Genomic DNA, 13,333 nt, shown 5'->3' on the forward strand with positions numbered 1-13,333 from the left:
GCGCCGGCTTAGTTCCTGGCGAGGATCTCGCGCAACGCGACTGAAGTCTGGTGCAACAACTTGGGTGTGTAGTCCACTACGCACATCGTGACCTCGCAGTCGAGCAGGGCTCCGGAGACGATGGCAGCGCGTGCCTGCAAAAGCATCGAGTAGAGCCGCAGGCCCGCCCACAGCGTGTAGAAGTCGAGCGCAGCCTGTGACGACTGCGGTCCGCCTGCGCGATGGTAGGCCGCCATGAATTGCTCCCACGGCAGCATCTTTCGCACCCATCCCTGGATGTATCCAAGATCCTCGGCAGGATGGCCCAGGTGCGCAAGTTCCCAGTCCAACACCCCGGTGAGGTTGTCTTCGTACACCAAGAAGTTGTGAAAGCCTAGGTCACCGTGCACCAGCACACGTGGTCCTGTGACGTCGTCGATGTGACGTCGGGTCCAGTCGAGCGCAGCCGCAATTGTCGCGTTCGGCTCACTTAGCTCGGATATGATTGCTTCGAAAGTTTCGAGCTCGCTCCGCAGTTGGTCCGGGGTGAAGCTGCGCTCGACGAGGCCATCGAGACCGTCGAAAGCAGCGTCGCCCAGCCCGTGTTGACGGCCGAGTTGAACGGCGAACTGCAATGCGAGGTTCTCCGAAGCCGGCGGATCGAAGACGTCGCCTTCGATGTGACCCTCGATATGGCCCACCAGCAGGAAAGGTGCGCCGAGCGCCTCGTCAGAGGATTCCAGCAAGTACGGCTCCGGTACCTGCAGGCCGGCCGCGTGCAGCCGTCGAAGTACCTCGAATTCCGGTGTCACCGAGGTACCCACCACCGAATTGGCCCAGTCTTGCCGCAGCACAAAGCGTTCCGGCAGTGCGGCGGCCCCTTGCTGGCGCAGCAGTACGGTCTGTTTGGAACGCCCGCCGGCCAGTGGGCGCGCGTCGACGATCCTTGTCGCCTCGCCGCCGATAGAGTGTGCGCGCAGGAAACCCTCAAGGCCGTCGCGGTCGAAGCTGCGCTGGCCCCCGTCACCGGATGTAGCGACGTCGCCGCGAACTTTGGCGGCGACGGCCTCCTCAGCGTCCAGTACTGCACCGTCGGCCTCAACGGCTTCGCGGCCCGATAAGGTGTCGAGTTCGGCGAGCAACTGCAGCGGTTGCTGAGCGCCGTCATTCGGCGCCGTAAGCTGCACGGCCAGCCTCGCCAGGATCGTCAAGCAGTCCTTCGCGCGGCTCAGCGCGGCGCCATCGAGTGCGGGGATGACAGTACGTCCCAGCGTATCTGCGACATTGAGTAGGTACGCGCGCGCTGCTTGGTCGTCTATCGCGGTGATGTGACCTGGGGCCGTCATGAGTCTCTCCGGTGTGGGCTCAGCAGGTCCTCGGTGGCCCACTCGCGTCGCGACAGTCCTCTTTGCTGGGTCGCGCGGACCAGCGCGGTGACCGGTTCCGTTCCCCCGCGCGGGTTGGTCGTGATCTCGAGGTCGCAGAAGCCGGTCTTGCCGCGGTATTCGAATTCACACAGCTCGTCGATGCATGCCACACCATTGTGCAGTGTCAACGCACCACCGATTGGCGTCTGGATGTCTATCCGGATGCGTTCGCCGTCGGGCAATTCGAAGGCGGCGAGGCCGCCGCGGTGTGTCGTCGCATCCGTTTCCATGAACACCAGCAGGTCGACCGCATCCGCGTAAGTGACCACGCCATCACGGACGACGATGCCGAAGCTGCGCAACGAACCGTCAACGGCGTGCCACGAGGCCGCGTTGAAGGTGAGTTCAGGGCCGCACGTTCCAGCAATCCAACGGTGACTCAATAGGGTTGTCCAGTCGCGCTTTCCCCAGCTGTGGTCGCGATAGCACAACCCGTTGATCTGAGTCAGCCGTCCGCCGAGGCGGATATGTCCCTCGACCCGGCCGGCGGCTTCGAGGTGCCCCGGCGCGAAGTCGTCGGTGACGGTACCGCCCGCGCGAAACAGGTCGAAACGCGGTGTGTAATCAGTTGCCACGAGCTCCATTTCGCAGTCGTCCTCACGGATGGTCCAGACCGCATGGCCGTTCTCGAATCGAGCCTGATACGCATCACCGACACAAAATCCCGTGTCTGCCCGGGCACCGTCTGAGAGCGGCATGTTCACATGCTGGGTGAAGCGTTCGCCATCGCGGGTGTGGATGCCGACCCAGCTCGTGGAAATGTTCCGTCCCGGCTCGTGACCGATGCGATGAAAGCCGCCGACGCCGGCGGCCGCATCCCACCAGATCAACACGACGCTCTCCTGCCACAACGGGTCCGGCCCAACGGGGTGGGGAAGTTCATCGTTGGCAGAGAACGGCTCTGTGGGTGCAGCCATGTGTGCTCCTAATGGTTGTTCGCGCCCCGGGTAGGGCTCACTAGCGGGTTTCCGTCGGATTGTGGTTCTGCCGTAACCGACGCGACAGCAAGTGAGGTAAATGTCATCATTCCACAAAACCATACATTGTTTGGTAGTTATGTGACCATTAATCAGCTGTAACAGGGCCCGCCACCCGGCGGACTACATGATGCAGGTCCGCGCTCTATCCAACTCAGGTCCATCCAAGCCGCCGACAGCCAGGTCTTGCTGGGCTCCATGACGAAACGAAGGGGTCCCCGCTCGCAGTAAGCTCTGCTGTCCATCGTGACAGCGCAACTGGTACCCTCGTGGGTGATCTTCCCGTGCGGTGGCAGGGGTTTGTCGGCTCGAGTCGCAGGGAATCTGACCGCCATCGACCAGTCGTAGTGGACGGCACGGTCCCCGTTTATCCAACCGATATGCCTCACTCCGTCTGGGGCGCCGGGGATATCACCAGTGCAGCCGAAATTTCCGCGGCCCCAAATGCCGCAGTGCTGGCCTCCCGGCGCGACGAACCACACCCCTCCCGGGAGCACGTATGCCGCGGGATCCACCACATCGTAATACCTGATGTCGGGGAAAGGATCGATGACCGACTCCGCCGGCTTGGGGTCCGGGTCGGCTTGAGCCGAGGCAGGACTACTGACTGCTGCGATGGTGGCGATCAGGGCCGCCACAACACTGTAGAGACGCTTCACGGCTATTCCTATCTGAATCAGGCGGCAACACTACGAAATACGTGGCACATTGCCATAGCAGGTGGCATTGCCGATATCAAGAGTGCTCTGGCAGATGACCTTTCCTTGGTGGATGATGCGCACAGAGACCCACCGCCTGGGAGCGGCGACCGGCCGCCAATCAGCGCGCACCTGGCTGCCATTCGGCGGCGGGCCGTCGAAGGTATGCACTGGTGCGTCCACCCGCCACGGCAGCGCAACCGATCTCGCCGCTATGCGGCCCGTGCTGGTCTGGTATTCGACATTGGCGACGCCGACGCTGTCGGAGACAACCTCATAGGTGACGAAATCCTCGGCCCATGCTGCCGCTGGGCTAACCACTACCGGAACGCACACCGCGGCCAGGCAAACTGTCGCGATTCGAGACGCGGCCCTGCCCAGTGGTTTCATGGCTGCGCTCACTTCTGCACCAACACTGCGACGACAAGGAAGTATCCCGACTGGGGTTCGTAGAGTCCGCTGGTGCCGAACTCGGTATAGGCGCAGTCGGGAATCGTCTTGTATCCCTGCAGAGTCAGGCCCTTAATGGCATCTGCCTCGGCATGGCCGGCACCCTGCAGCGAATGAACGTTCTCGGCCTCGATGCCGAGCTCCGTCAGTATCGGCATCGGGTGCGGGTCGTCGGCCGGAATGTTCTCCCCGGTGTGGTCGAGGTAGTCGGAGGTCGACCTGTTGATGATCTCCGCGGCACGCTCGAGCTCGGGGCTGTAGGTCAACGGACTGCACGTGGAAGCGTTCCGCGCCTGCTCGATGACCTGTGTCACGCTGGGTGCCGTTCCGGCCCAGGCAGGTACCGGCGCGGCAGCTATCACGACAACCGCGGCCAACGCTGCGATGGTACGGGCCCTGTGCACGGGCGCCTCCTTTGTGAATCGGGGTCAGCGGCAGACGTGGGAGCGTTTGATCTTGCTGCCCCAGAACTGCATCTGGTGGTAGGACGGGCCGCTGAACCAGGTGGGCTGTCGGGCTTTGATTCCGTTGCTTACATTGAACATCTGCTGCCACAGCCCATGGAAGCTATCGCCTTGGTAGAGCGGGAAATACATGTCGCCGGCGCGATCGAAGCTTCGGGTGAGTGCATCGACGCGCGGGTTCAGGAACTCGATCGATTGATCGAGATTGGCCGTGACGATGCCGGCCTGCTGCGGTATGCCATCGGCGTCCCAGTTGCCATTAGCTCGTACGACGGCGTTGTTGAGTCCCGTGATCTGGCGCTTTATCGCCTTGTACTGCGCGGTGTACCACTGACACATTTCCCGCTCGGCATTGATATCGGCATCTGTCACGAACTGCCGCGTCGTATCAAATGGAGGAGGAAACTTCGGTTGCCAGTCGCTGGGGGCGGGCGTCACGACTGGGAGCCGTTGCGGCTGATCGAAATGTGTTGCCGGGTCGTATGGTTCATACGGCACGGCTGCGGCCGGTCCGCCGACGAGCAAGGCACTGCAGAACGCGGCCAGGGCGCCCGCCGCCGCGAGACTACCGCGCAGTGAAACACTCATGGTCACCCGCCGCTGCCTCTGAGGGCGGCGTCAATTCCCCCCACGTCGGTGATCAGCCAGTCCTTCCGACTGTCGATCGTGATGCTGTAGGTCGCGGTCGACTGCAGCCCTTCGGGCGCCTGCACCGTCTTGGTCAAAACACTGACGAACGCATCGACGGTATAGACGCCGCCCGCATCCGATTTGACGATCGCAGACAGCGGCCGCGCCGTCGACGTCCACTGCATGGGTGCCAGCAACTGTTCCATCGAGTCGGCGGCCTTGGTCAGCTTCTCTTTCAGTTCGGGTGAAGTCCCGTCAACCAGCCTCGACTTCCACTCGCCGAAATTCTGATAGTCCATTTGAGCGGCGTTCACCGCGTACTCGGTGGCGATCTGCTGCGCGCGTTCTCGGTCGGCGGTGGCCTGTGCCTGCGCGTGCAATTGGCCTCGAACACCGATGTACAGCCACCCCAGGGCACCCGCGGTGCCGGCCAGCAGGATGAACACAATCGCCGTGATCAGGGTGCGCAGCGATAACGAGACCCGTCGGGAAGTGGCGGATCGCTTCGCCGGTTCATCGGTTTCTTCGATAGTCGAGGTTTGCCCGCCGGTTTCCTCTGGTGCCTGCTCGTCGGCCGGTGCAGACGCCGAATTCTCGGTCAGCTCGACTGTGTCGGTTATGGACATCGAATCTCCTTGGGGGTAGTTCAGAGGGCCTCGACCTAGCGATCGGGGATGGCGACATGAAGTTTGATCGCTCCCTCCTCCGGTATGCCTGCCAGCACATTCGACAGAATCCGACCTGTGTCGAAATTCATCAGTGCGCCACTGATGCCCTGGAATTGGGGTATCAGTGTTTGCGTTATCACCTTGAGGTCCGATGCCCGAGTGTCAAGGAACAGCTGTATGCGTTCCAAGAACTTGCCGAACAAGATCATGTTTTCCGGGTTGTTCCAGACGATGGCGTTCATCGTGCCATTCCACACATCGGCTATGGCGGGGCCGAAGTCCCAGAGGTGCGGGGCCAGCTCCGCCAAGTTGGGCCCTACCCAGTCGGCGTTCTGCAGCAGCGTTTGGAAGTTGTCCAGCATCTGCTGGCCTTTGCCTTCCATCCCGACCACCATGTTCCTGCTGAGCAGACTTGCTCGAGATAGATTCGGTAGCACTACTTTCGGATCAGGCAGTGCAACGTCACTTTCATCGAGGATTCGTTCGAGTTGGTTGGGATCCATTTGGTCAAGCATCCGCACCACGGTGGTCGCGAGCTGCGATATGGACGGCGGCACAGTTATCGATTCGGTCGAGATGTGTTGTCCGTCAGTCAACTTCGGTCCATCGGCGGTGCGCGGGCGAAATCCGACATAGGCCTCGCCGAGGGCGGAGAGGTTGTCAAGCCGCACGTCGCTGTCGACGGGGATCTGATGATCGCCTTCGACATAGAAGTCGATGGTGGCGGCGTTATTCGACGACGAGACACCGGTGATCTTCCCGACGGATGCGCCGCGGAGCAGCACGCTCGATCCGACGACGAGACCCTTCACGTCCGGGACTTCCATCGACAGATCGATGCGGTTATCGGGCGTTCGAGTGTGAAAATCGAACGATAGGATATAGCTGGCGCCGATCGCGATGAGGACTGCGAACGCGGTGAATGACGCGATGTTCTTGGCGATCCTCATGGCGTCGCTCCCAGTATCCGAAGCACGTCCTGGACGTTCCCGATCATTTCCTGCCCATCCGGTCCGGTTATCGAGGTGATGTTGATGGCCGGGTATTTGTCAACCGGATAGAAGTACTCCGCGAACAACTCGCGCCACCGGGGCGCTTCGGCTTCGAAATCCCATTTGCTCTGCTGCAGCGCTCCGGTTGCGTTGGCCAGGGAGTTGAGCAGCGGCTCAAGCCAGAACCCACCGGAGTAGATGCTCCCGATGGAGGGAACCACTGTCCCGATGTAACTTCCGTGCTCGGTGGTGCGGTCCCAACCCAGCATGCCTGCCGGCGACCACCAGTACTCATAGGTCTCACGATTGCGAACCATCACCTCGGCGGTTCCCGCTACGCCGTTGAGCCATTGGTCGACCGTGTCGATGTTGTCGGCGAGGTCGTCGAGGTCAACGGCGACACGGTTCACCAAACTGCGCAGCTGACCCTGCTGCGAAGGCGTGACGTTGTTGATACCGATGATGGTGTTCTGGGCACGCTGGATGGCCCCACTACCGACAAAGTTCGCGAGGTTGGCGAGGGTGTCCTCGAGTTGGGGAGGCGATGTCGTCTGTGCCAGCGGAACGATGTCGTCGTCAGCCAGGGCCGGCGCCGCTTCGCCGGTGGGCGGTCGGTCTAGCGCAACGTAGGTGTCACCGAGGACGGTCGATTGTTGCAGGGTCGCATGGACATTGGATGGAACGACTACGCTCGACTCGATCTGCGATACGACGTTGACATGATCGGGCATGAGTTCGACTCGCGTCACCATCCCGACGGTGGTGCCGTCCTGCACCACCTTCGCCCGGTCGGGCAAATTGAGGACGTTCGCGAACTTCAGGATGATGTGGTAGCCGTCGTTGCCGTGGCCGCCCGGTTGGGGTAACGAGTTGACCGTGATCGACGCGCACGATGACACCAGGATAGCCACCGCGGCGCCGACGGCTACCGAACGTATCCGGCGCGTCATCGCTTGCTCGCTTCCTGTAGTACGTATTGCAGCAGGGCAACGTCGACGGCATACGGCTGTCCGTTCACATCGGCGCAACTGCCGGGCATCGAAGCGTTCATGAAGCCGCACAACGCAAGCCCGTCGTGGGTGGGAACTCGGAAGAGCGGCGGTCGGTAGGCAATATTGAAGGTGCCCCACTCCTTGGCGTTGACGTGGTTGGCCAAGGTATTGATCCACCACGGCACCGGGTTGAACAGATCGGCGAGTGCCTGCGAGTGGGGGGTGACCTTGCGAACCGCGTCGCTTACCGCGTCCAGCGTGAGCTGCGTCGTGTCGCCCAGCCTGGTTTCCATCACGGCAACCGTTTCGATCAGCGGGCCCAGGGCTCCGAGCCCGGTCGGCCCGGAGAGGCGTGCGGCGCCGTCGAGGGCCACCACCACGTCGCCGGTGGTGATCAGGGAGTCCTGCAGGATCTCCTTCAGCGGATCCCGCATTTCCTTCAACGCCGTCGAAAGCTCAGCGGTATTCCGGATGATCGATCCGATATCGCTGATGGCTTGGTCGGGGCTGTCGAGCAGAGAAGAAGTCGTGGTCAACAGCTGTCCAGCGGAGGCCCCGTTGCCCTGCGTCAAGCGGTCGATCCCGCCGATAGTGTCGGCGATATTCTCCGAGCCGGCCGAGTTGATCGCGTTGAGGAATGTGTCTGCCGAGCCGATGACCTGGGAGATGGTCTTCGGGGAAAGGGTTCGTTCGACCGGAATGCAGTTGCCGGCTTCTAGTTTTGGGCCGTCGGCATAATTGCCGACCAATTCCATCGAACGGTCAGCGAGGATAGATGGAGACCGGATTATCGCCTTGACATCACTGGGTATTTGGCGCTGTTCGGTGATCGCGAACTCGACCCGAACCTGGGTCGGCTCCGGTTGGATAGCCGTGATCGTGCCGATCGGATAACCCATCTGGGTGATCGGGTTTCCTACGTACAGTCCGACGGTGTCGGGTAGGTAAGCACAAAAGGCGACGTCGTGCGTGCTTCCGGAGGCACATGCTGAGCCTGCAGCGGCAATAACTGCAGCCAAACCAATCCCGCCGGCGGTACGCAGGAGTTTGCGAAGGATCTTGGTGGACATCAGCATGGGCTTCCGGGCATCGGGATGCATACGTCGGTGGCGAGCAACTCCGGGAGTGCGTTCTGCGCGTCGAGAACCCGCTCGATCTTGTCTCGCACCCGGCGCAGTCGGGGGACGATTCTGCTGTTGTTCTCGACCCATCGTCTGATGCGGTCCTCCCATTCACGAATCTTCTGGATGAAGTCCTCGCGGTGGTTGATCCAGAACTTTCCGTAAGGGACCAGTAACGCGTCCGCGATGTCACCAAGCCCCTTCAATGATTGGGCAAAGCCCTTGCTGTACAGCACAAGTGTCTGTTCGAGAATGGAGATTTTGGAGACGAGTTCTTTGAGCTGGTCTCGGTAGCCGCTCAGCTCGGTGATGTATTCATCGGAGAGGTTGAGAATCGCAGAGATCTGCCCTCGCTGCCGATCGATCGTCGCAGTCAACGCATTGCCGGCGTCGATCGCCGCCGTCATGGCATCGACGTTTGTTCCTTGCAGCCCCGCTTGCACTCGGTCCAGCGATTCGCGAATCGGCCTGGGATTCATCTGCTCGGACACTTTCGTCGTGTCGGCGAGAGTACGCATGAGGCTATACGGCATCGTTACACGTGCGGCCGGAATAGCTTTCTGTCCCAGGGGTTCGTCGCCGAGTGACACCAGATTCACGTAGTAGCCGCCAACAATTGTGAGCATGCGCACCTGCACCTGGGACTGATCACCGACGAATGCTGTCTCGTCTACCGTTGCCAGGACCTTCACCTGATTCGCCTCGAGTTTGAGGCTGGCAACCTTTCCGACCGAGATGCCGGCCATCCGCACGTCATCACCGCGCTGGACCGCGGCCGCGTCATCGGTGTAGAAGACCACCAATTTCTGCCCGGGCGGACGGACATACACCGCGGCCGCCGTCACCGCCAACACCGCAACCATCGCCAGTGCGACCACACCCCAAAGCATTTGGTTTCGCCAGAAACTCACCGGTTGCATATGATCACCCGCTGTCCGTTCAGTAGGACATCCATGGACGCCGGCAATTGCGCCGGACCCCTCGAGCACGGAACCGGAGATTCCGGATCGGGGGGCGGCACAACGCTGTCCCAGACAACGGGAACACGTTTGACTTCGTCGCTGAAGTTATAGAACGCGGTAATCGCGCGGTCCAGCGCATCGTCGATGTCTACCCGGCCCGGCGTGAAACCCGCATTCGCAAGTAGACGCACGACATGGCCCGTGTACAGGGGTCCGTACAGCGCCGACTTCCGGAACTCGTCTAGCACGGTAAGGGCTGAATCGATGGGCCGGTCCAGCCATTCAATCACCTGCACAAGATCTTTGGCGTGACCGCCGAATGTTTCGGCGATGGTGCTCAGATTCTGCATCAACGTAGCTACCACCTGCTGACGGTTTGACGTGAACTCGGTCAGCTTCCGGATGCTGTCCAACACCGGTCCGATTCCGGTGCCGTCGCCGAGTAGATAATTGGCAGCGTTCTCGGTGAACCGGTCGATGTCCTCGGGGCTCAGCGTGGCCAGCACTGGTTGTAACCCGTTGAACAGTGCCGTTATGTCGAAAGATGGCTGGGTCATGCTCACCGGGATGTGCGTGATCGATGTCTGTGCGGGTGGCTTACCCGCAGCGTGTTCGTCGGCGTTGGTGACGTCGATGTACCGGGCGCCGGTGAGCGACTGGTACTTGATCGCCAGTCGCGTTGCGGACACCACCGAGTAGCGATTGTCGAGGCTGAGATCGACAATCGCGATGTCCTGGCCGTTCTTGTGCTCCAGTCGCATCCCTTTGACTTTTCCGACGCGTACACCTCGGACGCGCACGTCTGCGTCGGTACGCAGCCCGGAGATGTCTGTGAATTCCGCTGTGTAAGCACGTGTTTCGTTGGCAACGGGTTGACGTAGCACGTTCACAATCAGGGTGAACACCAGTGCCGCAAAGATGCCGGCCAATACAAATCGCCACAACGCGGCGCGAGGTTTGATCACGGTCCTCCCATCGCATTAATCGGGGCCTGTACACCCGGGATCTGGTCGAGCACGATATGAACCTGCAGTGCCCGCTGTTCGGGAGAACCTGCGTAGAGGTTCTCGAACCGGGTGCGCAATTCCACCAGCGTGTCGTTGATGCCGGCCGGTGTCAGCAGCGCCGGCACGGTGTCGGTGAGCAACTGGGTCAGTTTGACTGCTGGAAGCAAATCGGTGGCGTGCGAGGATTCCAGCTTCCCGATCGCACCGAACAGTGAGTTGGCAACCACGTCGAGCGTCGGTATGGCGCGTTCCCGCCAGTACTCTTCGGTGACTTCCTCGCCGATGACGGCGACCTGTTCTTGTCCAGGCAAAGCCGGTTCGCCGGACACCTTGAACGTGATGGCACTCGATCCCTGATTCCAGCCATAACCGGCGGCTGTCGCAGCATCGGTGAACGCCGGGAAAGCCACGCTGATACCGGTTGCATTCCTGAGTAGTCGCTCGGTCGATACAGTTTGAACCCTGGCGACCGAGTCCGCCGCGACCAGCATCGTCTCGATGAAAGGGTTGAGCCCGTCGGCGTATTGGGTCGCCCGATTGATCACGTCGACCAACTGTGGAGTGATCACGCTGTCGGTGATCGACCCCATCCGGGTTAACAATGCTTGCAGGGTGAAGTTGCCCTGTGGTGTGGTGGCGATGACCGCACCGTCCCGTAGCGGTTCGCCGGCTCCGTCGGGAATCAGGTTGATGCCGGTCACGCCGAAGTAGTTGGCAGGACGGAAATCTACGCCTACGGACTCGGTCAAACTAGCCGCCGGAGTGGCTTCCACGTCGGCATTGATCCGAACGGTACCGCTCGGCAAGCTTTTCACCGCTGTGACTTCACCTACGGTGACACCGTGCAACATCAGCGGGGTGTTGGTGGCGACGCCCTGGCCGACAAACGGCATGTCCATCACCACCGAGATGTGGTCGGTCTTGCTGGAGAATGGTTTCGTGACCACCAGAAGGCAGGCGATTGCGAAGCACAGAGTTACTGCTACGCCGATGACAGTGAGCCTGCGGGTCTCGTCTTCTGCAGACGCGCGGAATAGCATTTATCTCCCTATCCCTTGAACACGAATTCTGGACGTAGGCCCCACATCATGATGGTGGTCGTGAGATCGAGGACCATGATGGTCACCAGGCTGGCGCGAATGGCGCGGCCGGACGCCTGGCCAACACCAACGGGTCCGCCGGATGCGAAAAATCCGTAGTAACAGTGAATTATCGTCACAGCTGTGCAGTAGATCGTTGCCTTCAGCACCGAGAATGCGATGTCCTGCAAGCTGAGAAACTCTACGAAATAATGGTTATACGTACCCACAGGCTGGTTGTAGAGCCGCTGTACGATCATGTTGACCGTGTAGAAACTCAAAGCCAGCGTCATCACGAAGCCCGGAATGATGCAGGTTAGCCCGCCGATGACGCGGGTGCCGACGACGAACGGGATCGCTCTGAGTCCCATCGCTTCCGTCGCGTCGATTTCTTCGGCGATCCGCATGGAGCCGATTTCGGCGGTCATACGACAACCGGCTTGGGCGGCGAAGGCCACCCCGGCGACCAGCGGTGCCATTTCGCGGACGTTGCCCCATCCACCGATGATGCCGGTCAATGCCCCGAGCCCGATGAGATCGAGCGTTGCGAACGCTTCGATGGCGACGATGCCCCCGACCGTGACACCGAGGATCACCAGCACGCCGATCACGCCACCGTCGACGATGATCGAGCCTCGACCCCACGCCAAGTTATTCATGACGCGCAGGGTTTCGCGCGGGTACTTTCGCACTGTCGTCGGAAGCAACCAAATCGTCTGTGCGACAAAGGTTGCCCACTGCCCGGCTGTCCGGAAGGGCGTAGTCAAGTGACGCGCCGAGAAGTGTCGCCTGCCGAGGAAGGTCGACGGCGCCGCCGAATGCTGTGCTGGAGCCGCCACTATGCCACCGCCATTGGGAAGAACATCGACTGAATCTGAGTGATGACAAGATTGACACCCACGATGAGCAGGACGTTGAGCACTACCGACGCATTCACAGCATCGGCGACGCCGCGCGGCCCGCCCTTGGCCTCCATACCGCGCTGCGACGAGATCACCGCAACGATCGCTGCGAAGCAGAAACCCTTACCCATCGTGAACCAGAGGTCGACCATCTTCGCGAACGATCCAAAGGACAACCAGAAGCTGCCGGGCGTGACGCCATTCACCATCGTTGCGATGAGGAAAGCCGCACCTACGCCCATGGCGAGCACCAGGACCACGAGGATCGGAGTGATCAAGAGCAGGGCCAAAAAGCGTGGCACGACAAGGCGCCGCACCGGATCGATTCCCAGTGCCCGTAGGGCATCCAGCTCCTCGCGAATGGCTCGTGCGCCGAAATCAGACGTGATTGCTGCGGCGGCCGCGCCACCCATCAACAGCCCGGCGGTCACCGGCGCTCCCTGCCGGAGGACGGCGACACCGGTCGCTGAGCCGACCAGCGAGTTGGCGCCGACCTCGTTGACCAGACCGGATATCTGCACGGCCACCATCGCGCCGAACGGTATCGCCATGAGTATCGCCGGCAGGGCCGTCACCTTGAGCAGGGTCCACGCTTGGACGATGAGTTCACCGAAATTCAGTTTCAACGCGACGGTGTCGGTGACGGCGTATCTGAACACCGATCCTGCCATCAGCACGCTTCGTCCGGTCGTGTGCGCGCTGCGAACCGGTATGGCGACCAGTCGGGCGAGCAAGTTCGCCACCCGACGCCGCGTACGCGCGAACGGCCCAGTGGAACCGCCGTGGCGACCGCCCGAAGCGTCGACGGATTCCGTCGGCGGAGACCCTGAGCCCGGAGGCTCAAGTGTTGTCCGCAATGTCGTCATGCGTGGTCCTTCTTCGATTCATGTGAGGGCGATCACCCGACGGAGAGCACATTATCAAACAGTGTCGGGTTAGGGGAGACCTTATTTGGGTTTGCGTTCGCAATGGAGCCGCCGTGCTT

15 protein-coding genes are annotated in these 13,333 nt (G+C 61.3%); all 15 read right to left on the minus strand.

Features of this window, described 5'->3' with window-relative positions; translation table 11 throughout:
• Positions 1-8: 8 nt before the first annotated feature.
• The 15 genes from ABQF13_RS11685 to ABQF13_RS11755 all read right to left on the minus strand — a co-directional run bounded on the left by ABQF13_RS11685 (position 9) and on the right by ABQF13_RS11755 (position 13,214).
• A complete protein-coding gene (locus tag ABQF13_RS11685) occupies positions 9-1,325 on the minus strand; it encodes a phosphotransferase family protein (protein WP_448392902.1) in 1,317 nt (438 codons plus the stop codon).
• A complete protein-coding gene (locus ABQF13_RS11690; RefSeq protein WP_448392903.1) occupies positions 1,322-2,323 on the minus strand; it encodes a DUF7064 domain-containing protein in 1,002 nt (333 codons plus the stop codon). The genes ABQF13_RS11685 and ABQF13_RS11690 overlap by 4 nt, the downstream gene beginning before the upstream one ends.
• A 152-nt stretch (positions 2,324-2,475) precedes the next feature.
• Positions 2,476-3,000, minus strand: a complete 525-nt coding sequence (locus tag ABQF13_RS11695) for a hypothetical protein (protein WP_448393133.1) — start codon at positions 2,998-3,000, stop codon at positions 2,476-2,478.
• A gap of 72 nt (positions 3,001-3,072) precedes the next feature.
• Positions 3,073-3,471 carry a hypothetical protein gene (locus ABQF13_RS11700; protein WP_448392904.1) on the minus strand — a complete coding sequence of 133 codons (399 nt, stop codon included), beginning with the start codon at positions 3,469-3,471 and terminating at the stop codon, positions 3,073-3,075.
• A gap of 8 nt (positions 3,472-3,479) precedes the next feature.
• Positions 3,480-3,935: a spore germination YkwD domain-containing protein gene (locus tag ABQF13_RS11705; RefSeq protein ID WP_448392905.1), complete on the minus strand. Its 456-nt coding sequence runs from the start codon at positions 3,933-3,935 to the stop codon at positions 3,480-3,482.
• A 24-nt stretch (positions 3,936-3,959) separates the two neighbouring features.
• Positions 3,960-4,583 (minus strand): hypothetical protein, encoded by a 624-nt coding sequence (locus ABQF13_RS11710; protein ID WP_448393134.1) that lies wholly within the window; start codon positions 4,581-4,583, stop codon positions 3,960-3,962.
• Positions 4,584-4,585: 2 nt separating this feature from the next.
• On the minus strand, positions 4,586-5,251 hold the full coding sequence (locus ABQF13_RS11715; RefSeq protein WP_448392906.1) for a hypothetical protein: 666 nt from the start codon (positions 5,249-5,251) through the stop codon (positions 4,586-4,588).
• Between the two features lie 35 nt (positions 5,252-5,286).
• The gene (locus tag ABQF13_RS11720; RefSeq protein ID WP_448392907.1) at positions 5,287-6,243 is read right to left on the minus strand and encodes an MlaD family protein; all 957 of its coding nucleotides are present in this window, start codon (positions 6,241-6,243) and stop codon (positions 5,287-5,289) included.
• On the minus strand, positions 6,240-7,235 hold the full coding sequence (locus ABQF13_RS11725; protein ID WP_448392908.1) for an MlaD family protein: 996 nt from the start codon (positions 7,233-7,235) through the stop codon (positions 6,240-6,242). Before ABQF13_RS11725 ends, ABQF13_RS11720 begins: the two co-directional genes overlap by 4 nt.
• Complete coding sequence (locus tag ABQF13_RS11730; RefSeq protein ID WP_448392909.1) at positions 7,232-8,347, minus strand: MlaD family protein; 1,116 nt, start codon at positions 8,345-8,347, stop codon at positions 7,232-7,234. The genes ABQF13_RS11725 and ABQF13_RS11730 overlap by 4 nt, the downstream gene beginning before the upstream one ends.
• Complete coding sequence (locus ABQF13_RS11735; protein WP_448392910.1) at positions 8,347-9,318, minus strand: MlaD family protein; 972 nt, start codon at positions 9,316-9,318, stop codon at positions 8,347-8,349. The genes ABQF13_RS11730 and ABQF13_RS11735 overlap by 1 nt, the downstream gene beginning before the upstream one ends.
• A complete protein-coding gene (locus ABQF13_RS11740; RefSeq protein ID WP_448392911.1) occupies positions 9,306-10,325 on the minus strand; it encodes an MlaD family protein in 1,020 nt (339 codons plus the stop codon). The genes ABQF13_RS11735 and ABQF13_RS11740 overlap by 13 nt, the downstream gene beginning before the upstream one ends.
• Entirely contained in the window at positions 10,322-11,407 is a 1,086-nt protein-coding gene (locus ABQF13_RS11745) for an MlaD family protein (RefSeq protein WP_448392912.1), read from the minus strand. Before ABQF13_RS11745 ends, ABQF13_RS11740 begins: the two co-directional genes overlap by 4 nt.
• An 8-nt stretch (positions 11,408-11,415) precedes the next feature.
• On the minus strand, positions 11,416-12,213 hold the full coding sequence (locus ABQF13_RS11750; protein ID WP_448393135.1) for an ABC transporter permease: 798 nt from the start codon (positions 12,211-12,213) through the stop codon (positions 11,416-11,418).
• A gap of 71 nt (positions 12,214-12,284) precedes the next feature.
• The gene (locus ABQF13_RS11755; protein WP_448392913.1) at positions 12,285-13,214 is read right to left on the minus strand and encodes an ABC transporter permease; all 930 of its coding nucleotides are present in this window, start codon (positions 13,212-13,214) and stop codon (positions 12,285-12,287) included.
• Between the last annotated feature and the right edge of the window lie 119 nt (positions 13,215-13,333).

It is taken from the genome of Mycolicibacterium sp. XJ879 (assembly GCF_053483935.1).

Coding starts and splice junctions, on each gene's coding strand:
- ABQF13_RS11690 (WP_448392903.1), bottom strand. CDS start 2,323: ATGGCTGCACCCACAGAGCCGTTCTCTGCCAACGATGAACTTCCCCAC.
- ABQF13_RS11730 (WP_448392909.1), bottom strand. CDS start 8,347: ATGTCCACCAAGATCCTTCGCAAACTCCTGCGTACCGCCGGCGGGATT.
- ABQF13_RS11715 (WP_448392906.1), bottom strand. CDS start 5,251: ATGTCCATAACCGACACAGTCGAGCTGACCGAGAATTCGGCGTCTGCA.
- ABQF13_RS11685 (WP_448392902.1), bottom strand. CDS start 1,325: ATGACGGCCCCAGGTCACATCACCGCGATAGACGACCAAGCAGCGCGC.
- ABQF13_RS11720 (WP_448392907.1), bottom strand. CDS start 6,243: ATGAGGATCGCCAAGAACATCGCGTCATTCACCGCGTTCGCAGTCCTC.
- ABQF13_RS11725 (WP_448392908.1), bottom strand. CDS start 7,235: ATGACGCGCCGGATACGTTCGGTAGCCGTCGGCGCCGCGGTGGCTATC.
- ABQF13_RS11745 (WP_448392912.1), bottom strand. CDS start 11,407: ATGCTATTCCGCGCGTCTGCAGAAGACGAGACCCGCAGGCTCACTGTC.
- ABQF13_RS11755 (WP_448392913.1), bottom strand. CDS start 13,214: ATGACGACATTGCGGACAACACTTGAGCCTCCGGGCTCAGGGTCTCCG.
- ABQF13_RS11700 (WP_448392904.1), bottom strand. CDS start 3,471: ATGAAACCACTGGGCAGGGCCGCGTCTCGAATCGCGACAGTTTGCCTG.
- ABQF13_RS11735 (WP_448392910.1), bottom strand. CDS start 9,318: ATGCAACCGGTGAGTTTCTGGCGAAACCAAATGCTTTGGGGTGTGGTC.
- ABQF13_RS11710 (WP_448393134.1), bottom strand. CDS start 4,583: ATGAGTGTTTCACTGCGCGGTAGTCTCGCGGCGGCGGGCGCCCTGGCC.